The sequence below is a fragment of the Streptomyces sp. NTD91 genome (assembly GCF_059510455.1).
Genome location: NZ_JCAJZW010000014.1, coordinates 83,484 through 104,378, shown reverse-complemented (window position 1 = coordinate 104,378; position 20,895 = coordinate 83,484). Strand labels below are relative to the sequence as shown.

19 protein-coding genes and 1 pseudogene are annotated in these 20,895 nt (G+C 73.3%); 6 read left to right on the top strand and 14 right to left on the bottom strand.

Translation table 11 applies throughout. From position 1 onward, the window contains the following. Positions 1 to 77 precede the first annotated feature (77 nt). Entirely contained in the window at positions 78 to 1,157 is a 1,080-nt protein-coding gene (locus tag AC5WRT_RS17190) for a DUF2510 domain-containing protein (RefSeq protein WP_496094275.1), read from the bottom strand. Between the two features lie 367 nt (positions 1,158 to 1,524). Between AC5WRT_RS17190 and AC5WRT_RS17185 the strand changes: the two genes are divergently transcribed. After that, positions 1,525 to 4,197 carry an ATP-binding protein gene (locus tag AC5WRT_RS17185; RefSeq protein WP_496094276.1) on the top strand — a complete coding sequence of 891 codons (2,673 nt, stop codon included), beginning with the start codon at positions 1,525 to 1,527 and terminating at the stop codon, positions 4,195 to 4,197. 240 nt (positions 4,198 to 4,437) lie between these two features. On the opposite strand, the gene AC5WRT_RS17180 is transcribed toward AC5WRT_RS17185, so the two are convergent. The 8 genes from AC5WRT_RS17180 to AC5WRT_RS17145 all read right to left on the bottom strand — a co-directional run bounded on the left by AC5WRT_RS17180 (position 4,438) and on the right by AC5WRT_RS17145 (position 10,827). Further along, positions 4,438 to 5,229, bottom strand: coding sequence for an SDR family NAD(P)-dependent oxidoreductase (locus tag AC5WRT_RS17180; protein WP_496094277.1), 792 nt, complete (start codon positions 5,227 to 5,229; stop codon positions 4,438 to 4,440). A gap of 64 nt (positions 5,230 to 5,293) precedes the next feature. Beyond that, complete coding sequence (gene pcaDC / locus AC5WRT_RS17175) at positions 5,294 to 6,460, bottom strand: bifunctional 3-oxoadipate enol-lactonase/4-carboxymuconolactone decarboxylase PcaDC (protein WP_496094278.1); 1,167 nt, start codon at positions 6,458 to 6,460, stop codon at positions 5,294 to 5,296. After that, positions 6,457 to 7,794, bottom strand: a complete 1,338-nt coding sequence (gene pcaB, locus AC5WRT_RS17170; RefSeq protein WP_496094279.1) for a 3-carboxy-cis,cis-muconate cycloisomerase — start codon at positions 7,792 to 7,794, stop codon at positions 6,457 to 6,459. Before pcaB ends, pcaDC begins: the two co-directional genes overlap by 4 nt. Continuing rightward, the gene (gene pcaG / locus AC5WRT_RS17165; RefSeq protein ID WP_496094280.1) at positions 7,791 to 8,393 is read right to left on the bottom strand and encodes a protocatechuate 3,4-dioxygenase subunit alpha; all 603 of its coding nucleotides are present in this window, start codon (positions 8,391 to 8,393) and stop codon (positions 7,791 to 7,793) included. Before pcaG ends, pcaB begins: the two co-directional genes overlap by 4 nt. 5 nt (positions 8,394 to 8,398) lie before the next feature. Next, on the bottom strand, positions 8,399 to 9,172 hold the full coding sequence (pcaH, locus tag AC5WRT_RS17160) for a protocatechuate 3,4-dioxygenase subunit beta (protein ID WP_496094281.1): 774 nt from the start codon (positions 9,170 to 9,172) through the stop codon (positions 8,399 to 8,401). A gap of 15 nt (positions 9,173 to 9,187) precedes the next feature. Continuing rightward, positions 9,188 to 9,430, bottom strand: a complete 243-nt coding sequence (locus AC5WRT_RS17155; protein ID WP_496094369.1) for a hypothetical protein — start codon at positions 9,428 to 9,430, stop codon at positions 9,188 to 9,190. Further along, positions 9,427 to 10,071, bottom strand: a complete 645-nt coding sequence (locus tag AC5WRT_RS17150; protein WP_496094282.1) for a CoA transferase subunit B — start codon at positions 10,069 to 10,071, stop codon at positions 9,427 to 9,429. The genes AC5WRT_RS17155 and AC5WRT_RS17150 overlap by 4 nt, the downstream gene beginning before the upstream one ends. Then, positions 10,072 to 10,827 (bottom strand): CoA transferase subunit A, encoded by a 756-nt coding sequence (locus tag AC5WRT_RS17145; protein ID WP_496100357.1) that lies wholly within the window; start codon positions 10,825 to 10,827, stop codon positions 10,072 to 10,074. Between the two features lie 182 nt (positions 10,828 to 11,009). Here AC5WRT_RS17145 and AC5WRT_RS17140 point away from each other — a divergent pair, with 182 nt between their 5' ends. After that, entirely contained in the window at positions 11,010 to 11,474 is a 465-nt protein-coding gene (locus tag AC5WRT_RS17140; RefSeq protein WP_496094284.1) for a MarR family winged helix-turn-helix transcriptional regulator, read from the top strand. A 125-nt stretch (positions 11,475 to 11,599) separates the two neighbouring features. Here AC5WRT_RS17140 and AC5WRT_RS17135 read toward each other — a convergent pair. Then, positions 11,600 to 12,016: pseudogene (locus AC5WRT_RS17135) on the bottom strand (DUF3048 C-terminal domain-containing protein); the annotation flags it as partial. A 36-nt stretch (positions 12,017 to 12,052) separates the two neighbouring features. Between AC5WRT_RS17135 and AC5WRT_RS17130 the strand changes: the two are divergent. Continuing rightward, positions 12,053 to 13,243 carry a zinc-dependent alcohol dehydrogenase gene (locus tag AC5WRT_RS17130; RefSeq protein WP_496094285.1) on the top strand — a complete coding sequence of 397 codons (1,191 nt, stop codon included), beginning with the start codon at positions 12,053 to 12,055 and terminating at the stop codon, positions 13,241 to 13,243. 61 nt (positions 13,244 to 13,304) lie between these two features. Here the strand turns inward: AC5WRT_RS17130 and AC5WRT_RS17125 are convergent, their stop codons facing one another. Then, positions 13,305 to 14,369, bottom strand: coding sequence for an ATP-dependent DNA ligase (locus AC5WRT_RS17125; protein WP_496094286.1), 1,065 nt, complete (start codon positions 14,367 to 14,369; stop codon positions 13,305 to 13,307). 74 nt (positions 14,370 to 14,443) lie between these two features. Between AC5WRT_RS17125 and ligD the strand changes: the two genes are divergently transcribed. Next, positions 14,444 to 15,463, top strand: coding sequence for a non-homologous end-joining DNA ligase (ligD, locus tag AC5WRT_RS17120; RefSeq protein ID WP_496094287.1), 1,020 nt, complete (start codon positions 14,444 to 14,446; stop codon positions 15,461 to 15,463). Between the two features lie 484 nt (positions 15,464 to 15,947). Further along, positions 15,948 to 17,183: a LacI family DNA-binding transcriptional regulator gene (locus tag AC5WRT_RS17115; RefSeq protein WP_496094288.1), complete on the top strand. Its 1,236-nt coding sequence runs from the start codon at positions 15,948 to 15,950 to the stop codon at positions 17,181 to 17,183. Between the two features lie 213 nt (positions 17,184 to 17,396). On the opposite strand, the gene AC5WRT_RS17110 is transcribed toward AC5WRT_RS17115, so the two are convergent. Beyond that, positions 17,397 to 18,188 carry a VOC family protein gene (locus AC5WRT_RS17110; protein WP_496094289.1) on the bottom strand — a complete coding sequence of 264 codons (792 nt, stop codon included), beginning with the start codon at positions 18,186 to 18,188 and terminating at the stop codon, positions 17,397 to 17,399. 272 nt (positions 18,189 to 18,460) lie between these two features. On the opposite strand from AC5WRT_RS17110, the gene AC5WRT_RS17105 reads away from it, so the two are divergent. Then, on the top strand, positions 18,461 to 18,706 hold the full coding sequence (locus AC5WRT_RS17105) for a WhiB family transcriptional regulator (RefSeq protein WP_496094290.1): 246 nt from the start codon (positions 18,461 to 18,463) through the stop codon (positions 18,704 to 18,706). A gap of 104 nt (positions 18,707 to 18,810) precedes the next feature. Here the strand turns inward: AC5WRT_RS17105 and AC5WRT_RS17100 are convergent, their stop codons facing one another. Next, positions 18,811 to 19,782, bottom strand: a complete 972-nt coding sequence (locus AC5WRT_RS17100; protein ID WP_496094291.1) for an acyl-ACP desaturase — start codon at positions 19,780 to 19,782, stop codon at positions 18,811 to 18,813. Between the two features lie 258 nt (positions 19,783 to 20,040). Beyond that, the gene (gene ddaH, locus AC5WRT_RS17095) at positions 20,041 to 20,817 is read right to left on the bottom strand and encodes a dimethylargininase (RefSeq protein ID WP_496094292.1); all 777 of its coding nucleotides are present in this window, start codon (positions 20,815 to 20,817) and stop codon (positions 20,041 to 20,043) included. Between the last annotated feature and the right edge of the window lie 78 nt (positions 20,818 to 20,895).

Below are 20,895 nucleotides of genomic sequence, written 5' to 3'. Positions count from 1 at the left end.
GGTGGGGCACCTCTTGAGCGGAGGGGTGCCCCGCCCGGCCGCACGTGTCCGGGCGCGGGTTTTCCGGGCCGGGAGGGTCAGACGTCCTGGCCGCTGCCGTCGCCGGACGAGACCTTGATCCCCTTGAGGATGTCGTCGATCACCGACGTCTTCTGCCCGACGTCGATGCCGAGGCGCACCACCACGAGCCGCTTGGCGTCGTCGGGCGAGGGAAAGGCGACCGACTCCACATAGCCGTCGGCGCCCTTGCTGGTGACCGCCTTCCAGCGCACCATGTAGCCCTTCTGCCCCGCCACCGTCACCGCGCCGGAGCCCAGCACCTGATGCGAGGTGATGCTTCCGTAGGTGGTCCCGCCGTAGGACTCCTTGGCGTTGGCCGCGATGTCCGCCTTGGCGACCTCCTCGGCCGTGTCGCCCTCGGTGCCCAGCGCCTGCGCCGGAGCCGAGTAGGCGCCGCCCGAGGTGCAGGTCTGCGAGGAGTCGCCCGGGCACTTGTAGGAGTCGTCGGAGGTCACCTGCGCGCCGACGCTGAGCGCCTGCCCGGTCCAGCCCTGCGGCACCGGCAGGCTGATGCCGTTGACCTGGTCCGGGACCGTGCCGCCACCCGGCACCTTGGGCGCCTCGGACTGGTTCGGCGACGGCGAGGCGCCACCGGAGCCGCCCTGGCCGCCGAAGCCCCCCGATCCGCCGGACCCGCCCGGCCCGCCGAAGCCACCGCCCGGCCCGCCCCGACCGCCGTCCGGTCCGCCCGCCGCCCCCTGCCGGGACCCCGCCCGGTCGGCGCCGCGGCTGCCGGTGCCCTTGGTGAGGGCCCACGTGCCGACCCCGATGCTCACCAGCACTGCGGCCGCAACCGCCACGGCTATACCGGTGCGCACCCCGCGCCGTGACCCGGCCGGGGGCGGTGCGGGGTAGGGCGGATACGCCGGATGGCCGGGCTGCGCGCCGTAGGCCGGCGCCGCCGAGGGCGCCGCCGGCGGTGCCTGCTGCGATGCGCCGGCCGCCGGGGGCTGCGGCGGGGGACCCCAGGCGGCGGCCGTGCCCGCGAGGCGGGTCAGGTCCGTCCAGGCCTTGCCGTCCCACCAGCGCTCGGTGGGCGGGCCGTCGTTCGTCTGCCCGGGGTCGGGGTACCACCCGGGGGGAGTCACCTGCGTCATGACCCCACCGTATGAGGCATCGGTGAAAGTGGGATGAGAGGATCCGCCGCCAAGCGACCGGACCGGACATTTCACCACCGGGATTCTTCTCCACGGCTATCCACGGCCGCACCCCTCGGTACCCTTGTCCGCCCGGCCGGCCCCGGCACGTCCGGACCACCCCCACCGAGGTGCTCTCGCGGGCCCGCGCCCCGCCCCGGCCGGCGCCCTCCGCTGCCGAACAGGCACCCGGCCCGGCCGAACGTCGCCCAGCCGCACCCGCTTTCACCCGCCGGGGCAGCAGCTGCCCCGTGCGGTCACCACGCGTCTCACCGGAGGGCTACGCTCGGGCCTGTACGTCGTTCGGGCGACCTGGGGAGGGAACGGGATGACGGAGGGACGCCCGTCGGCGGCTGCCCCGGCTTCCCTGTGGGAGCGGGACGCGGAACTCGCCGCCGTCGCGCGGGCACTCGACCTCCTGTGCGACGACCAGTCGTCCACGGGCAGTCTGCTGCTCTTCCGCGGCGAAGCGGGAATCGGCAAGACGGCTCTGCTGGGCGAGATCCGCCGCACCGCCGAACGCCGCGGCTGCACGGTGTGGTCCGCCCGCGGCGCCGAGACCCTGCGGTCCGTCCCGTTCCACGTGGTCCGGCAGCTGCTCCAGCCCGCCCTGCTGTCCTCAGGTCCCGAGGAGGCCCGCGAGTACCTCGGCGACTGGTACGACATCGCCGGTCCCGCGCTCGGCATAGCGGACCCGCAGGAGGGCAGCGCCGACCCGCAGTACGTGTGCGACGGCCTGGTCGCCGCCGTACGCCGGCTCGCCCGCCGCGAGTGGCCGCTGGTGCTGCTGGTCGACGACGCGCACCGGGCCGACCAGGAGACCCTGCGCTGGCTCGCCGCGTTCGCCGAGCGCCTGGACGACCTCTCCGTCCTGGTCGTGGTCGCCCGCCGCCCCGGCGGCGTCGGCGGCGACAGCGCCCGCCACCTCGACGCGGTGGCCGCCGCCGCGTACCGTCCCGTCGGCAACCTGAGGGCCCTCACCCCCGACGCCGCCGCCGCACTCACCCGCGCCACCCTCGGCCGGCACGCCGACGACGCGTTCTGCCGCGAGGTCTGGGCCGTCACCGCGGGCAACCCCTACGAGACCACCGAGCTCCTCGCCAAGGTGCGGGACGGCGAGGTGCGGCCGGTCGAGGCGAGGGCCGGCGAACTGCGCGCCCTGAACCGCGCCGCACGCGGCGGCGGACTCGTCGACCGGATCAAGGGACTCGGCCTGGAGGCCACCCGGTTCGCCTGGGCGGCCGCCATCCTCGGCACCGGCATCACCGTCGACATGGTCGCCCGCCTCGCCACCATGGACGAGTCCGTCGCCCGGCACTGCGCCGGTCTGCTGTGCGCCGCCCGCATCCTCACCGCGTCCGGCCCCGGGCGCGAGGACGGCGAGCTGGAGTTCGCCCACCCGCTCATCGCCGGCGCCGTCTACGACTCCGTCCCGTCCGGCGTGTGCACCGCCATGCACGGCGTCGCCGCCCAGATCGTCACCGAGCTGGAACGCGGCGCCGCCCAGGCCGCCCGGCACCTGCTGAAGGTGCATCCCGACGGCGACGAGGAACTCGTCGAGCAGCTGCGCGAGGCCGCCCGCGAACACCTTGCCGTCGGCGCGCCCGACGCCGCCCGCACCTGCCTCGAACGCGCGCTGCGGGAACCGCCGCTCCCCGAGGTCCACGCCCACGTCCTGTACGAACTGGGCTGCGCCACCCTGCTCACCGCGCCCGCCGTCACCGTCGAACACCTCCGGCACGCCCTCGGCATGCCGGGCCTCGATCCCGAACGCCGGGTCGACGCGGTGGTCCGGCTCTCCCAGGCGCTCCTCCACAACGACCAGTTGGAGGAGGCCGTCCACACGGTCGAGGCCGAGGCCGCCCGGCACGAACCGGGCCCCGTGCGGATGCGGCTGCAGGCCGTGCAGTGCATGTGGGAGGGCATCCACGGCGAGACCGTCTCCCCGGCCCGCTCCCGGCTCCTCGCCGAACTCGCGAACACCTGCAACGGCCGCGACAACTCCGAACGCGCCCTGCTCATCCTGCGCGGCTTCGACGCCATGGTCCACGGCGAGAGCGCCGAGGAGGTGCTGGAACTGTGCGACCGCGCCCTCGTCGACGGCCGCCTCGCCGCCGGTCTCGGCTGGACCGACCCCGAGTGGGGCATCGAGCTGCTGATGATGCTCGGCAGCGCGTACGCCTACGCAGACCGGCTCGACCGCGCCGAGAGCCTCTTCGCCGAGGCGCTGCGCGTCTACACCACCGCCGGCTGGCGCGGCGGCCACCTCTCCCTGGCCAACGCCTTCCTCGGGCTCGCCCACCGCAGGCGGGGCCGACTGCGTGACGCCGAGTCCACCCTGCGCGAGGCCCTGGTCCTCGCCGAACGGGTCGGCCGCCGTCTGCCGCTGTACTGGTCGGCGACCTGCGGACTGGTCGACACCCTGCTGGCCCGCGGCCGGACCGACGAGGCCTGGTCGATCGCCGAGGAGTACGGTTTCGCACCGCCCTACCCGTCCACGATCGTGCTGCCCGACATCCGCTGCGTGCGCGGCCGGCTGCTGCTCGCGGTCGGCCGCACCGAGGACGGCATCCACGAACTGGAGGCCGCCGAGAAGACCGCCGCCTCACGCGGCGGCCACAACCCGGTCCTCTCCCCGTGGTCCATCGACCTCGCCAAGGCGCTCGCCGGACAGCACCCGGAACGCGCCGCCCAGCTCGCGGCCGACGCCCGCCGGCAGGCCGAACGCTTCGGCACCGACACCGCCATGGGTGAGGCCCTGCGCTGCGCCGCCGCCCTGGAGACGGGCAGCCGCGCCGTCCAGCTCGCCGGACAGGCCGTCACCTACCTGGAATCCTCACCCTGCCAGTACGAACACGCGGCGGCCCGCGTCGAGTACGGCATCGCCGCCCGCTCCGTCACGGAACTCACCCGCGGCCTGGACCTCGCCCGGGCCTGCGGCGCGGAAGGACTCGTGGCCCGGGCGAGGCAGGCGCTGGAGACGGAGCGGGGGCTGCGGTAGGCCGCCGACCGTACGCAGTGCGCCGTGTTCCGTCGACCGGTGGCTGTATACCGAGCGAGGGCAGGCGTCGGCATCCGGTCGACCGCCGGCTGGGTGCGGGCGCCGGCATTCAGCCGGAAGGCGACGGTGCGCGGGCGCCGGAATCCGGTCGCGCCGCCCGCCGCGGAGCAGCGCGGCCCGGCCTGCCGTCCCGTGCCGCCGGGGCGCCGGTCGTATGCCGTCGACTCCGTACGGCAGCTCTCACATCGTCAGCAACTGCTCCGTGACGGCCGCCAGTCGCTTGCGCACCTCCGGGTCGTACGTCTCCTCGTGCGCCCGTGCCCGCCGCGTCCCGTCGAAGTAACCTCCGCTGCCCGACTCCTCCGTGGCCAGGGCCAGCACGCCGGGTGCGCCGTCGGCGACCGAGTTCCACGGGCCGATCCCGCTCTCGCGGACCATCGCGGTGTCCATGAAGGTGGCCGGGTGCAGCACGTTCACCGACACCCCGCTGCCCGAGAGTTCCTCGGCGAGCGTGAAGGTGTGCGCGGCGAGGGCGAACTTGCTGCGGCAGTACGCCGACATCCCGGTGTAGCCGCGGGTCAGCTCCGGGTCGGTGAAGTCGAGGGGTTCCTGACCGGCGGAGCCCACGTTCACGATCCGGGCCGGCGCGCCGGCCCGCAGGACCGGCAGCAGGGACCGGGTGAGGACGACGGGCGCGAGATAGTTCACGGCGAGCCTCAGCTCGTGCCCGTCGTCGCTCAGCTCCCGCCCGGAACCGGGCGTGCCGCCGCCCACCCCGGCGTTGTTGATCAGCACGTCGACGTCGGGACGGGCCTCGGCGACCCGCGCGCCCAGCTCGCGCACCTCGGCGAGACGCGCCAGATCGGCGACGAACCCCTCGGCCTCGCCCTCGGTGCGCAGCTCCGCGACCAGCCGCTCGGTGCGGTCCCGGTCCCGGCCGTGCGCGAGGACGACATGGCCGGAGCGGACCAGTTCGAAGGCGACGTACCGGCCGAGTCCGGAGGTGGCGCCGGTGATCACAATGGTGGACATGGTTCCACCCTAGGCGCGGCCCGGGGCCGTGAGGGAGGTGCCGCCGAAGCTACGACCAGCAGGGTCACCCTCCGCCCTGCGCCTGCCGCTCCTCCCGTTCTCCTTCCGGCCCTTCCTCCTCCAGCGCGGCGAGGACCCGCTGGGCCGTCGCGAACGCGGAGTTGGCGGCCGGCACGCCGCAGTACACGGCGGTCTGCAGCAGCACCGCGCCGATCTCCTCCGGGGTGAGCCCGTTGCGTCGCGCCGCCCGGACGTGCATCGCCAGCTCGTCGTAGTGCCCGTGGGCGACCAGCGCGGTCAGTGTGACCATGCTGCGCTCGCGCCGGGACAGTGTCGGATCGGTCCAGATCTCGCCCCAGGCGTAGCGGGAGATGAAGTCCTGGAACCGGGCGGTGAACGGGGTCTGGCGGGACTGCGCCCGGTCCACGTGCGCGTCGCCCAGCACCTCCCGGCGCACCGCCAGTCCGCTCGCCGGCGACCCGCCGAACTGGGTGCGCAGCGCCGCCAGCACGGCCCGCGGGCACTCGGCCGGCGCCAGATGGGAGGCGCCGGGCAGCTCCACCAGCGTCGAGCCGGGCACCGCGTCCGCGATCTCCCGCAGATGCGTGGGCGGTGTCGCGGGATCCTGCTTGCCCGCCACGAGCAGCGTCGGTACGGCGATGGCACCGAGCCGGTCGCGCAGGTCGAACGCGGCGAGCGCGTCGCAGCAGGCGGCGTACGCCCCGGGATCGGCCTCCCGGTGGTCCCGGACCAGTCTCGGCACGGTGAACCCGGGGGTGAACCAGCGTGCGTCGGCGCTCTCCACCAGCCACTCCATGCCCTCTCGGCGCACCCGCTCAGCTCGCTCCCGCCAGGGCGCCCCGCCACCGAAGTGGGCGGAGGAACAGATGACCGCCAGGGAGGTCAGCCGGTCGGGGTGGTGCACGGCAAGGTGCAGGCCGACCGCGCCGCCGAGGGAGACACCCGCGTAGCCGAACCGGTCGATGCCGAGCGCGTCGGCGAGGTCCAGCACCAGCGCCGCGAGGTCGCCGACACTCGCGCCCGGCCCGATCAGCTCCGGCGCGGAACCGCCGTGTCCCGGCAGGTCCCAGCGCACCACGCGGTGGCCGGCCGACAACTCGGGCGCGACCGCGTCCCACAGGGCGTACGAGGTGCCGAGCGAGGGTCCGAGCAGCAGCGCGGGAGCCGAAGCGGAACCCTCGGCCCGGTGGTTGAGGAGTTTCCCGGTCAACGTCGCTCCAGGGCACGGTCGGTGAGGGCACCGGCGAAGCCGGTGTAGCGAGCGGGGTCGGTGAGGGCGGCCAGGTCCAGGTCGTCCAGTCCGGGTTGCTCGGCGAGGAGTTCGCCGAGCGAGCGGTGCTCGGCATGGGTGCGGTGGGCGAGTGCGGTGAGCAGCTCCTTGGCCCGGGCACGGCCGAGCCGGGGCGCCAGGACGGCGGAGAGCCGCTCGGAGACGATCAGTCCACGGGTCAGGTCCAGATTCCGGCGCATGGCGTCGGCGTTCACGCGCAGGCCCCCGGCGAGCTCGGCCGCGTCCCGTGCCGCACCGCCGATCAGCCGGAGCAGGTCGCGCAGCGGCTCCCACTCGGCGTGCCAGGCCCCGGCCGGCCGTTCGTCGCCGGCGGCGACACAGCCGTACAGGGTGGCCGCGAGCTGCGGGGCGCGCCGGGCCGCGGCCGCGAGGAGCGTGGAGCGCACGGGGTTGGCCTTGTGCGGCATGGCGGACGAACCCCCGCCGCTGCCCTCGGTCAGCTCGCCGATCTCGGTGCGCGACAGGGTGAGCACGTCCTCGCCGATCCTGCCCAGGGCGCCCGCGGTGAACGCCAGACAGCCGGCCAGGTCGGCGACGGGGGTGCGCAGGGTGTGCCAGGGCAACGGCGGTGCGACCAGGCCGACTTCACGTGCGTAGGTCTCCGTCAGCGCCACCGGATCCCCGGCGCCGTACGCCTCGAAGGCGGCCAGCGTTCCGGCGGCACCGCCCAGTTGTGCGGGAAGTGCCCGGCGTACCGCGGTGATGCGGTCCCGGGCGTCGAGGACCAGCGACCGCCAGCCCGCCGCCTTCAGGCCGAAGGTCGTCGGCACCGCGTGCTGGGTGAGGGTGCGGCCCGGCATCGGCGTGTCCCGGTGTGCGTCGGACAGGTCCGCCAGCGCACGTCCGGTGCGGTCGAGGTCGGCGCGGACCAGGTCCAGGGTGCGCGCGGCGACCAGCATGAGTGCGGTGTCCAGGATGTCCTGGCTGGTCGCGCCCCGGTGCACATACGGTCCGTACGGCTCCCCCACGGCGGCGGTGAGATCGGCGACGAGGGGGATGACCGGGTTGCCGCCGCCGCGGGCGCGTTCGGCGAGGGAGCGCACGTCGAAGCGGGCGGGGTCGGCGGCCCCGGTCACCGCCCCGGCGGCCTCGGCCGGGGCGAGGCCGAGCGCGGCCTGGGCCCGGGTGAGGGCGGCCTCGGCGTCCAGCAGGGCCCGCAGACACGCGCTGTCACCGGTCGCGTCGGCAGCCGGGGAGCCGGCCCACCCCGGGGCGAGCAGCCCGGTGTCGCCGTGCCTGTCGTCGGATGTCACTGGTACTCCAGGAAGACCGTCTCGCCTTCGCCCTGGAGGCGGATGTCGAAACGGTAGGTGCCCGCGTCCTCCTCGGTGGCGATCAGCGTGCCGCGCCGGTCACCCACCCGGGTGAGCAGCGGGTCGGCGGCGAGCGCGGCCTCGTCGCCCGGCAGATAGATCCGGGTGAACAGGTGTACGAGCAGGCCGCGGGCGAGGACACAGACGCTGAGGTACGGCGCGCCCCGGCCCCGTGCGCCGGGGCGCAGCGTGCGGGCGTACCAGTGACCGTCGGCGTCGGTCTGGATCCGGCCCCAGCCGGTGAACTCCACGCCGTTGCGGCCGAGATGGCCGCCGGTGGCCGGATCGCGCCGGAGGGAGCCGTCCACCTGCGGGACCGTGCCGTCGGGGTGCGGACCCCACAGCTCGACGAGCGCGTCCGGCAGCGGCTCGCCCGCGCCGTCGAGGACGTACCCGTGCACGGTGACGGTGTCCGGGTGGCCGAGCGGGGCGATCTCCTCGCCGCCGCGGAAGGGTAGGGCGTAGCCGTAGAAGGGGCCGACCGTGTGGGACGGGGTGGGCGGCACCCGCTCCGGGCCGCTCGTGTCGATCTTCGTCATGGTGGTCAGCGTCCTTCTTCGATCCAGGTGGCGGCCGGGCCGTCCAGCACGATGTCCCAGTGGTAGCCGAGCGAGAACTCGGGCACCGACAGGCCGTGGTCGTAGGTGGCGACCAGCCGCTGCCGGGCCGCGTCGTCCGTCACCGACTGCAGGATCGGGTCGTACGGGAAGAGCGGGTCGTGCGGGAAGTACATCTGCGTCACCAGCCGCTGGGTGAAGGCCGTGCCGAACACCGAGAAGTGGATGTGGGCCGGGCGCCAGGCGTTCACATGGTTGCGCCACGGGTACGGGCCCGGCTGGATGGTGGTGAAGTGGTAGCGGCCCTCGGCGTCGGTGAGGGTGCGGCCGAAGCCGGTGAAGTTCGGGTCGAGCGGCGCGTCGTGCTGCTCGCGCTGGTGGGCGTAGCGGCCGGCCGAGTTGGCCTGCCAGATCTCGATCAGCTGGCCGCGCACCGGGCGCCCGTCGCGGTCGAGCAGTCGCCCGGAGACGGTGATCCGCTCACCGACCGGTTCGCCACGGTGGTGCCGGGTGAGGTCGTTGTCGACCCCGGTGATGTCCCGCGCCCCGAAGGCGGGGGAGTGCAGCTCCACCAGTTCGGGGTCCTGGGCGGTGTCGATGGCGACCAGGGGTTGCTTGGGGTGGCGCAGGACCGAGGAGCGGTACGGCGCGTAGTCGCGGCGCGGGTGGTGCTCGACGGGCGCGCCGTCGGCGACGCGCTTCTCGTACGCCGCGTGCTCGGCGGCGATCTCCTGGTCGATGTCCTGCTGGGTGAGAGCCATGGCAAGTCCTGGGGGTCAGCGTTCGAGGACGAGGGCGAGGCCCTGGCCCACGCCGATGCGGAGGGTGGCCACGCCGGTGCCGGAGCCGCGGCGGGCGAGCTGGTGGGCGACGGTGCCGGCGAGGCGGGCACCGGCGAGGAGTTCACGGATCGTGGGGGCGGCGAGGTCATCGGGGCGTACGGAGGCGAGGGCGCCGTCGTAGCGGCCGATGGGGGTGCGGACGGCGTCGACGACGTCAACCGTGTTGCTCGCGTTCACAGCAGGTTCTCCGTGATGACGAGTTCGGCGTCGGTGCGGGCGACGACGTCGTCGACGGCGACACCCGGGGCGCACTCGGTCAGGACGAGACCCTGCCCGGTGACGTCCAGCACCGCGAGATCGGTGACGACCCGGTTCACACACGCCTTGCCGGTCAGCGGCAGCGTGCACTCCTTGAGGATCTTGGGGGAGCCGTCCTTCGCGGTGTGCGTCATCACCACGATCACCTGCCGGGCGCCGTGGACGAGGTCCATCGCACCGCCGATCCCGGTGACCAGCTTGCCCGGCACGGCCCAGTTGGCCAGGTCGCCGCCGGCGGAGACCTGCATCGCGCCGAGCACGGCCACGTCGATGTGCCCGCCCCGGATCAACGCGAAGGACAGCGCCGAGTCGAAGAAGGACGCGCCCGGCAGTACCGTGACGGTCTCCTTGCCCGCGTTGATCAGATCCGGGTCGACCTGGTCCTCGGCGGGGTAGGGGCCGGTGCCGAGGATGCCGTTCTCGCTCTCCAGGACGACCTCGACGCCCTCGGGGAGGTGGTTGGGGATCAGGGTGGGCAGGCCGATGCCCAGGTTGACGTACTGACCGTCCCGCAGCTCCCGCGCCGCGCGGGCGGCCATCTGTTCGCGTGTCCAGGCCATTCAGTGGCTCACCGTCCGCTGCTCGATCTTCTTGTCCGCCGCCTGCTCCGGGGTGAGCGCGACCACTCGCTGCACGAAGATGCCCGGCAGGTGCACGGCGTCGGGGTCGATCCCGCCGGGCTCGACCAGTTCCTCGACCTCGGCGACGGTGATCCGCCCGGCCATCGCGGCCGGCGGGTTGAAGTTCCGGGTGGACCTGTTGAAGACGAGGTTGCCGTGCCGGTCCCCGCGCGCCGCCCGGACCAGCGCGAAGTCGGTGCGTATGCCGCGTTCGAGGACGTACTCGGTGCCGTCGAACTCCCGCACCTCCTTCGCCGGCGAGGCCAGCGCGACGCCGCCGGAGCCGTCGTACCGCCAGGGCAGCCCGCCGTCGGCGACCTGTGTACCCACCCCGGCCGGGGTGTAGAACGCGGGGATTCCGGCCCCGCCCGCCCGCAGCCGCTCGGCCAGCGTGCCCTGCGGGATCAGCTCGACCTCGAGCTCCCCGGCCAGGTACTGGCGGGCGAACTCCTTGTTGGCGCCGATGTAGGAGCCGGTCACCCGGGCGATCCGGCCCGCGGCCAGCAGCACCGCGAGACCCGTGTCCATGGCCCCGCAGTTGTTGGAGACGACCGAGAGACCGCCGACTCCGCGCTCGAAGAGCGCCTGGATCAGCACGTTCGGCACGCCGCTCAGCCCGAACCCGCCGACCGCGAGCGACGCGCCGTCCGGCACATCGGCCACCGCCTTGGCGGCCGTGGCGACCACCTTGTCCATCCGTGAAGCCCCATCTCTCCGCTATTAATCAGCACACTGAGTATTTCAGCGAGGTATCCATCACGCTGCCACCGGAGGGACCACCCGTCAAGAACTGAGCTTTTACCAGTTTCCAGCGGCGACAAGCTACCGGGCTGCCCGGTATCGTTCAGTACACCTACGAATAGATGAGGGGAGTGCACATGGCCGCGGTGGACCTCACCACCCATCCCGGGCACCTGGCCCGGCGGCTGCAGCAGGCGCACTACCTGCTGTGGAACACGATGGTCTCCGAGGAGATCACCTCGCCGCAGTTCGCGGTCATGAACGCGCTCGTCGCCGAGCCGGGCCTCGACCAGCGGACCGTGGGGGATCGGGTGGGCCTGGACCGGTCGACCGTCGCCGAGGTCATCAGCCGGCTCGGCCGCCGCGGGCTGCTGCACAAGGTGCGCGATCCGCGGGACGGCCGGCGCTTCCTGCTCCGGCTCACCGACGAGGGGCTGCGCACCCACCGCAGGCTGACCGTGCGCACCGCCCGGATGAACCAGGTCCTCCTCGCGCCGCTGTCCGCCGAGGAGCAGACCGTGTTCTTCGACCTGATCCGCCGGGTCGCGGACGCGGCCGAGGGTCTGCGCAACCCGGCCGAGCCGCTCGCCGCGCAGGGCTGACCGCGCCGGAGCGGCCCGGCCTGCGCGCCGAACCGCCGCGCACCGTCACGGCGCCGGGCGAACACCACCCACACCCGGCCGTCGGCGAAGTTCACCCGGCTGCCGTCCGCCGTCGTGAACGTCGTACCGTCCGCCGCGGCCGGCCGTGACCAGGAGGCGTCGAAGGACCGGCCGTCGCGCAGCACCTGCGCCCTGCCCGAGCCGACCGTCTCGGTGTACGGCGTGGGGCTGCCGAGGACGTCGTGGTAGCGGGACGTTCTGATCTTCACGTACTGCACGACGACCGTCGCCGCCGTCACCCGTGCGCCGTCCGTCGTCACCGTGGGCGTGCCGTCCGCCGAGACCAGCCAGCGGTGTCGTCCGGGCGACCAGCCGAAGCCGAAGCGGGCGGCCGGGTAGCGGACGGTGCGCGAAGTGGTGGGGGTGCCGCCGGACGGGGCCGGGCCGTAAACGAAGCCGGTCGTCAGCGCCGTCCTGCCAGGGGCGGACGACGGCAGCCGGGAGGGGTTCGGCGCCGGTCGCCACGGGTACCCGGCCGCCACCGCGAAACGCCCACGCGAGCGAGGGAGCGCGACCCCATGAAGGCAGTCACTTGGCAGGGCAGGCGGGACGTCCGGGTCGAGGAGGTGCCCGACCCGCGGATCGAGGAGCCCACCGACGCCGTCATCCGCATCACGTCCTCCGGACTGTGCGGCTCGGATCTGCACCTTTACGAGGTGCTCACACCGTTCATGACACCGGGGGACATTCTCGGGCACGAACCGATGGGCATCGTCGAGGAGGTCGGCCCCGCAGTGCCGGACCTCAAGGCCGGCGACCGTGTCGTGGTGCCGTTCCAGATCGCCTGCGGCAACTGCTGGATGTGTCTGACCGGACTGCCGACCCAGTGCGAGACCACTCAGGTCACCGGGGAGGGCATGGGCGCCGCCCTGTTCGGCTACACCCGTCTGTACGGCGCGGTGCCCGGGGCCCAGGCCGAGTATCTGCGGGTACCGCAGGCGCAGTTCGGGCCGATCAAGGTGCCCGAGGGCCCGCCGGACGACCGCTTTGTCTACCTCTCCGACGTCCTGCCCACCGCCTGGCAGGCCGTCGAGTACGCCGCCGTGCCGCCCGGTGGCACGCTCGCCGTCCTCGGCCTCGGTCCGATCGGCGACATGGCCTGCCGGATCGCCCGGGTGCGCGGCGCGGAGCGCGTCTTCGGCATCGACCTGGTGCCGGAACGGCTCGCCCGCGCCGAGCGTGACGGCGTGCAGACGTACGACCTCACGGCCTTCGACGACGAGAAGGCACTGGTCAACGCGATCCGCGACGAGACCGGCGGCAGGGGCCCGGACGCAGTGATCGACGCCGTCGGCACCGAGGCGCACGGCAGCGCCGCGGCCAAGCTCGCCCAGACCGCCACCGGGCTCCTGCCCCGCAAGATCGGCGCGCCGCTCGCGGAACACTTCAGCGTCGACCGGCTGGGCGCCCTCCACATGGCGATCGAGCTGGTCCGGCGCGGCGGCACCGTCTCGCTGAGCGGCGTGTACGGCGGCATGGCCGACCCGATGCCGATGCTCACCCTGTTCGACAAGCAGATCCAGATGCGCATGGGCCAGGCCAACGTCCGCCGCTGGAGCGACGAGATCATGCCGTATCTCATCGACGAGGACCCGCTCGGCGTCGACGACTTCGCCACCCACCGGCTGCCGCTCGCCGAGGCACCGCACGCCTACGACATGTTCCAGCACAAGCAGGACGGCGCCATCAAGATCCTCATGCACCCCTGAGACGCGCCCCTGAGGCCTGCCGTCAGCTCCGGTCCCTCCCGGCCTGCCGTCAGCTCCGGTCCTACTCGCCCAGGATCTCCGCGAGGTCGTAGCGCACCGGCTCCTCCAGCTGCGCGTAGGTGCAGCTCTCCGGTGTGCGGTCCGGGCGCCAGCGACGGAAGCGTGCGGTGTGCCGGAAACGCCGGCCGTTCTCCATGTGGTCGTAGGCCACCTCGGCGACCCGCTCCGGCCGCAGCGGCACCCAGGACAGGTCCTTCTTGCCCGACCAGCGGCTCGGCGCGCCGGGCAGCCGGGCCGTCTCGTGAGCGGCCTCGTCCGACCAGGCCGCCCACGGGTGCCCGGCAACGTCGTCCATGCGCAGCGGCTGAAGCTCCTCGACCAGCTCGGCCCGCCTCTTCATGGGGAAGGCGGCGGACACCCCCACATGCTGGAGCCGCCCCCGGTCGTCGTACAGGCCGAGCAGCAGCGAGCCGACCACCGGGCCGCTCTTGTGCAACCGGTACCCCGCCACGACGACATCCGCCGTCCGCTCGTGCTTCACCTTGAACATGACCCGTTCGTCCTGCCGGTACCGCAGGTCGAGCGGTTTGGCGACGACCCCGTCGAGTCCGGCGCCCTCGAACCGCTCGAACCAGTGCCGTGCCACCTCGATGTCGGTCGTCGCCGGCGCCACGTGCACCGGTGGTGTCGCGCCGGCGAGCGCCCGCTCCAGCAGGGCCCGGCGGTCGGTCAGCGGCACCTCGAGCAGGGACTCGTCGTCCAGGGCGAGCAGATCGAAGGCGACGAAGGACGCCGGGGTCCGCTGCGCCAGCATCCGCACCCGGGAGTCGGCCGGGTGGATCCGCTCGGTCAGCGCGTCGAAGTCGAGATGGCCGTCGTGCGCGATCACGATCTCCCCGTCCAGCACGCACCGTTCGGGCACCCGCTCCTTCAGCGCCGCGGCCAGCTCGGGGAAATACCTGGTCAACGGCTTTCCGGTACGGCTGCCCAGCTCGACCTCGGCCCCGTCCCGGAACACGATCGAACGGAACCCGTCCCACTTCGCCTCGTAGTGCATGCCCGGTGGGATCTTCGCCACCGGCTTGGCGAGCATCGGCTTCACGGGCGGCATGACGGGGAGATCCATGACACCGATTCTGCTCGCATCCCTCCGCTGTCGCCCGGTGTGCGAGCGGTGCGGGGTGCGCCTACCGTGGCCGCATGGGTGCTGCGGTGGAACTGGAGGTGGACGGCCGGACCGTACGGCTGTCCAGCCCGGACAAGGTCTTCTTCCCGGAGCGGGGCTTCACCAAGCTGGACCTCGCCCAGTACTACATCGCCGTCGGCCCCGGCATCCTGCGCGCGCTGCGCGACCGCCCCACCACCCTGGAGCGCTACCCGGACGGCGTCGGCGGCGAGTGGTTCTTCCAGAAGCGGGCCCCGAAGGGCATGCCCGACTGGATCCCGACCGCTCACATCACCTTCCCCAGCGGCCGCAGCGCCGACGAGATGTGCCCCACCGAGCAGGCCGCCGTCGTCTGGGCCGCCCAGTACGGCACGCTCACCTTCCACCCCTGGCCGGTGCGCGCCACGGACGTCGACCACCCCGACGAACTCCGCATCGACCTCGACCCCCAGCCCGGCACCGACTACGACGACGCGGTCCGCGCCTCCCACGAACTGCGCGCCGTCCTCGAGGAGTTCGGCGGGCTGCGCGGCTGGCCGAAGACCTCCGGCGGCCGGGGCCTGCACGTCTTCGTCCCGATCGAACCGCGCTGGACCTTCGCCCAGGTGCGCCGCGCCGCCATCGCCGTCGGCCGGGAGATGGAACGCCGGATGCCCGAACTGGTGACGATCAAGTGGTGGAAGGAGGAACGGGGCCGCCGCGTCTTCCTGGACTACAACCAGACGGCACGAGACCGCACCATCGCCTCCGCGTACTCCGTGCGCCCCCAGCCGAACGCCACCGTGTCCGCACCCCTTCGCTGGGAGGAGGTCGGCGCGGCCCACCCCGCCGACTTCGACCTCGCCACCATGCCGGCCCGCTTCGCCGAGGCCGGTGACGTCCACGCCGACATGGACGACCACGCCTACTCCCTCGAGGCCCTGCTGGAGCTGGCCCGCCGGGACGAACACGACCACGGCCTGGGCGATCTGCCGTATCCGCCCGAGTATCCGAAGATGCCCGGCGAACCCAGACGCGTCCAGCCCAGCCGGGCCCGGCGCGAACCGACGTCCTGACGCGACGCCCCCGACGGCAGCGGGCGGTGCCGCCACCCCTGGTCCGGCCCCGTGGGGCACTTCCGGCCACCGGGTCGGGCGGGCCCGGCGCCCCGCGCAGCCGTCCCCGGATCCGCCGGCGCACTCGCCGCGCGCGGCGAGGATGCGGCGGCGGTCGGCCGGCAGGGCCTCGTCCGAGGTGACGTCGTGCCGGTCGGCCGTCCGGCAGGGCGGTCGTTGCCGTAGCGGCGAGGGAGAACGGTTCCGCGCGTATCAGGGGCAGGGCCGGGGCCGCCCCCGGACCCGTCCCGGCCAGGCACGCGGCCACGGCGGGGCGATGCTGCCGTTGCGTCGGGTATCGCTCCAGCAGGGCGCCGGGGGAGGCCTCGCACGCACGCCCCCTGGGCGCCGGCCGGCCGGGCGGCGGGTGTCCTGCGCCGCGGCACCGCCGGTCTCTTCCCCCCACGGTTATCCTGACCTGCAGCCGCCGAGGAGGAGTCCCGAAGTGACCGAGGCAATGTCGCGTCCGACGCTGGAGGCCGTGGCCGCGCGTGCCGGCGTGTCCCGGGCCACGGTGTCACGGGTGGTCAACGGCGGCGACGGGGTGCGCGAGCCCTTGGCCGAGCGAGTACGGCAGGCCGTCGCGGAGCTGGGATACGTCCCCAACCAGGCGGCCCGCAGCCTTGTCACCCGGCGGCACGACGCCGTCGCCGTCGTCGTCGCCGAGCCCGAGACCCGGGTCTTCGCCGACCCCTTCTTCGCGCTGCAACTGCGCGGCATCAGCAAGGAACTGACCGCCCACGACAACCAGTTGGTGTTGCTTCTCACCGAGGGCCGGGACGACCACGCGCGCGTGGCCCGGTATCTCGCCGGAGGTCATGTCGACGGTGCGCTCGTCTTCTCCCTGCACCTCGACGACCCGCTGCCCGGCCTCATCCGCGACGCCGGCGTGCCCACCGTGTTCGGCGGGCGGCCCGGCTGGGTCGACGACGGCCGCGCGGCCGGCGCCGCTCGCAGCACGCGGGACGTGCCGGACGTGGTGTACGTCGACTGCGACAACCGGGGCGGGGCACGCGCGGCCGTCCGGCATCTGGTGGCGCTCGGCCGCGGACGCGTCGCCCACCTCACCGGCGCCCTGGACCAGACGTCGGCGGTGGACCGGCTCGAAGGTTACCGGGACGTCATGGGCGAGGTGCCGGGCGGATACGACCCGCAACTGGTCGTGGAGAGCGACTTCACCCCGGCCGGCGGCGAACGCGCCATGCGCGAGCTCCTCGACCGCTGCCCGGACGTGGACGCCGTGTTCGCCGCCAACGACCTCACCGCGCTCGGGGCCCTGCGGGTGCTGCGCGCGAGCGGCCGACGCGTGCCCGAGGACGTGGCCGTGATCGGCTTCGACGACATGCTGCCCGTCGCCGAGGAGGCCGACCCGCCGCTGACGACGGTCCGTCAGGACATCGAGGGGATGGGCCGCCTGATGGCCCGGATGCTGCTGCGCGGCCTGTCCGGTGGCCGCCATCGGACCGGCGACCGTGTGCGGAGCGCCGGCGGAGGACGCGCCGGCGGCCGTGAGGGAACGGAGGTGCGCCAGGGCGCCGATGGCCGCGAGGGGACTCGTGGCCGTGATCGGGCCGACGGCGAGCGCACCGACGGTCGCGACCGGACCTGGTCCGCGGTGGACGGGACGCCCGCCGGGGGCGTGATCCTGCCGACCACGCTGATACGACGGGCGTCCGCCTAGGGCGTGTTGCGAAAGTGGCGTCGTCCGCCCGGAGGGCGGGGTCCGCGGCGTCTGGTGCGGTGCATCGCAAGGCGGAGGGTCGTCCTCGTACCGGGCGTACGTGGACGATCCGACAACGCGGCGAGGTGCCGTGCCAGGCGTCGCGGACCAGACGGGACTTTCGCAACACGCCCTAGTCGCGGCAACGGCGCCGGCGGAGCCGGCCGGCCCGTCTCACCCCTGCCGCGCCTCGCTCCTGATGACCGCGAAGCGGGCGCCGTACGGATCGGCCAACTTGGCCATGCGGCCGACGCCCTCCGAGGTCGTCGCCGGCATCCGCACCTGGCCGCCGAGCTGCTGCGCCCTCTCCGTCACCGCGTCGGGGTCCTCGACCTCGAAGTACGGCAGCCAGTACGGGCTGCCTCCGGCCTCGGACGGGTCGTCGGCCAGGCGCACGATCCCGCCGAACATCGCGTCCTCGCCGCCCGTGGCGGGATTGACGCAGGTGTACGTCCCGCCCGGGAAGGGCGCGGCAGAGGTCTCCAGGCCGAGCACCTGGTGGTAGAAGGCGGCGGCCGCCGCGATGTCCGGGGTGTACAGCTCGACCCAGCACAGGGAGCCGGGTTCGCTCGCCACGTCGACGCCCTTGGTCCGGCCCGGCTGCCAGATCCCGAAGGGCACGCCCGCCTGGTCGGCCAGGACCGCCATGTGCCCCTGGCCCATCACGTCGATCGGCTGGAACAGCACACTGCCGTGGGCCTGTTCGGTCGCCTTGGCGGTGGCCTGCGCGTCCGCGCTCTGGAAGTACACCGTCCAGGCGGGCGGGCCCTGCTCGGGGCCCACCTGCATGCCGCCCGCGACGGTCCTGCCGTCCAGCTGGAAGAAGCCGTAGCCTCCGGCGTCCGGCCCGGCCGACTGGAACTGCCAGCCGAAGAGCCCGCCGTAGAAGGAGGCGGCGGCGCCGATGTCGGGAGTGCCGATGTCGAGCCAGTTCGGAGCGCCGTCGACGAAACGGGTGGTGAGCATCTTCGCCCTCCTCGGAAGGGGTCCCGTCCTCTGCACTGCCGAGTCTGGCACCCCCCACCGACAATCGCCGCCGGAGCGGCGCGACGCGCCGGGCCGCGTCCCCTCTCACCGTGGGTAACCGGCCGCGCTCGCCGGGTTTTTGTCCCGGGCCCGCGCGCCGCCGTGCGCCGGTGCGGTGCCGGGGAGCATCATCGGGTCGGCCGGAGGCCCTGCCCGGCCGCGTTGACCCGGCGTTGATCGAACGTTTTTCGCCGCACGGCACGATCCTGGCCATGCACTTCGAAGCGATCACCCCGGCCGACGAGACCTGGCAGGCACAGGCCCTGTGCGCGCAGACCGGGCCGGAATTCTTCTTCCCCGAGCCCGGCAGCTCGGTGCGCGAGGCGAAGCGCATCTGTGCCATGTGCGAGCTGCGCCCGGCCTGCCTGGACTACGCGCTGGCCAACGACGAGCGGTTCGGCGTCTGGGGCGGCCTTTCCGAGAAGGAGCGGCTCGCCCTGCGCCGTACGTCCCACTGACACCCTGCGCGGACGATCGGACCGAAGCAACCGAGGTGTCGACGCCGCCCGGCCACCCGCCCACCGGGAGCGCCGGCCGGTCGGGCGGCCGGCGCCGCAGCGTGTCAGGCCTGGACGCGGCCCGCCATCCGGGCCTTGCGGGCGGCCAGCTTCTCGTCGAACTTGGCGGCCTCCGCGTCCAGGCCCCCCATGAACAGGCCGAGTTCCTCCTGCGCCTGGCGCCCCTCGGGGCCGAGGCCGTCGATCTCCATGACCTTCAGGAAGCGCAGCACGGGCTGCAGCACGTCGTCGTGGTGGATGCGCAGGTTGTAGACCTCGCCGATGGCCATCTGCGCGGCGGCCCGCTCGAAGCCGGGGATGCCGTGGCCGGGCATGCGGAAGTTCACCACGACGTCCCGGACCGCCCGCATCGTCAGATCGGGGGCGAGCTCGAACGCGGCCTTCAGTAGATTCCGGTAGAACACCATGTGCAGGTTCTCGTCGGTCGCGATGCGGGCCAGCATGCGGTCGCAGACCGGGTCTCCGGACTGGTGCCCGGTGTTGCGGTGCGAGATCCGGGTGGCCAGTTCCTGGAAGGCGACGTAGGCGATCGAGTGCAGCATCGAGTGCCGGTTGTCGGACTGGAAGCCCTCGCTCATGTGCGCCATGCGGAAACGTTCCAGTTTGTCCGGGTCCACGGCGCGCGAGGCGAGCAGATAGTCGCGCATCACGATGCCGTGCCGGCCCTCCTCGGCCGTCCAGCGGTGCACCCAGGTGCCCCAGGCGCCGTCGCGCCCGAACAGCGTGGCGATCTCGTGGTGGTAGCTCGGCAGGTTGTCCTCGGTGAGCAGGTTGACCACGAGGGCGATGCGGCCGATCTCGGTGACCTTGGACTGGTCCTTGTCCCAGGCCTCGCCGTCGTCGAACACGCCGGGGAAGTTGCGGCCGTCGCTCCACGGCACGTACTCGTGCGGCATCCAGTCCTTGGCGACCTTCAGATGCCGGTCCAGCTCCTTGTCGACCACTTCCTCCAGCGCGAACAGCAGCCGTGCGTCGGTCCATGCGGGACTGCCGAGGTGCGGGGAAGTGATCGTCACGAGAACTCCAGGGGGACGCCGAACGAGAGGGGAGAAGAAGGGGGATGGTCCGGCGAGCGGCGCCGGGAACCTACGTGATCGTAGGCTACGAATCCGTAGGTTACGAAACCGTAGGTTAAGGACGCTGTAAAGATCGCTGATCAGCAGGCCCCTCACCCGGCCGTCGATGTCCCGGCGTCCTCGGCGCACGCCCCGGACGTACCGACGGACCCGGGAACACGCAGATCCCGGGCCCGTCGGGAGGGACGGGGCCGCCCGTCAGGCGTACAACTCCCGCAACCGCACCGAGAGGCAGGTCACACAGCCCTCGAGCTTCTCGAACTCGCTGATGTCCACGGTGACCACCTCGTGCCCGAGATCGGTCAGCAGCTCCGCGGTCTTCGGGGCGCTCGCCGCCATCAGCAGCCTGTGCCCGCCGAGCAGCACCACGTGCGCGCCGGACTCCTCCGGCACCGACAGGAAACGGGGGAACAACGACGGGCGGTCGACCTTCGGGATGTGTCCGATCACCGTGCCGTCGGGCAGCGCGGTCACCGCCGACTTCAGGTGCAGGACCTTGCTCACCGGCACGGCCACCACGCGCGCGCCCAGCGGCTCGAAGGCGGCCCGCACCTGCTGCACACCGGCCGCGTTGGTGCGTCCGCCGCGGCCGACGTACACCGTGTCGCCGACCTTGAGGACGTCACCGCCGTCCAGGGTGCCCGGCTCCCAGATCCAGTTCACCGAGCAGCCGAGGCGTGCCACCGCCTCCTCCACGCCGACGGTCTCCATACGCCGGGACTCGGCGCCGGGCCGGGTGATCAACGCCACGTTCTTGTACATGACGACGGTGTCCTCGACGAACACCGAGTCCGGGCAGTCGTCCTCGGGGTCGACCTCCATCGTCTCCCAGCCGTGCGTGCGCAGGGCCTCGACGTAGGCCTCCCACTGCTCGACGGCAAGCCCGACATCGACCTTCTCCCGCTCGATGTGCGTCACCAGGCCTTCGGTGAGGCGCGGGCTGGGGCGGCGGACGAGGGCCTTCTTGCTGGGCACGAGGGGCCTTTCGAATCGGTGGTGCGGTGCTGGTGCCGGTGTACCCGGCACCGAACCGCCATCATGCAGGCCACGGCG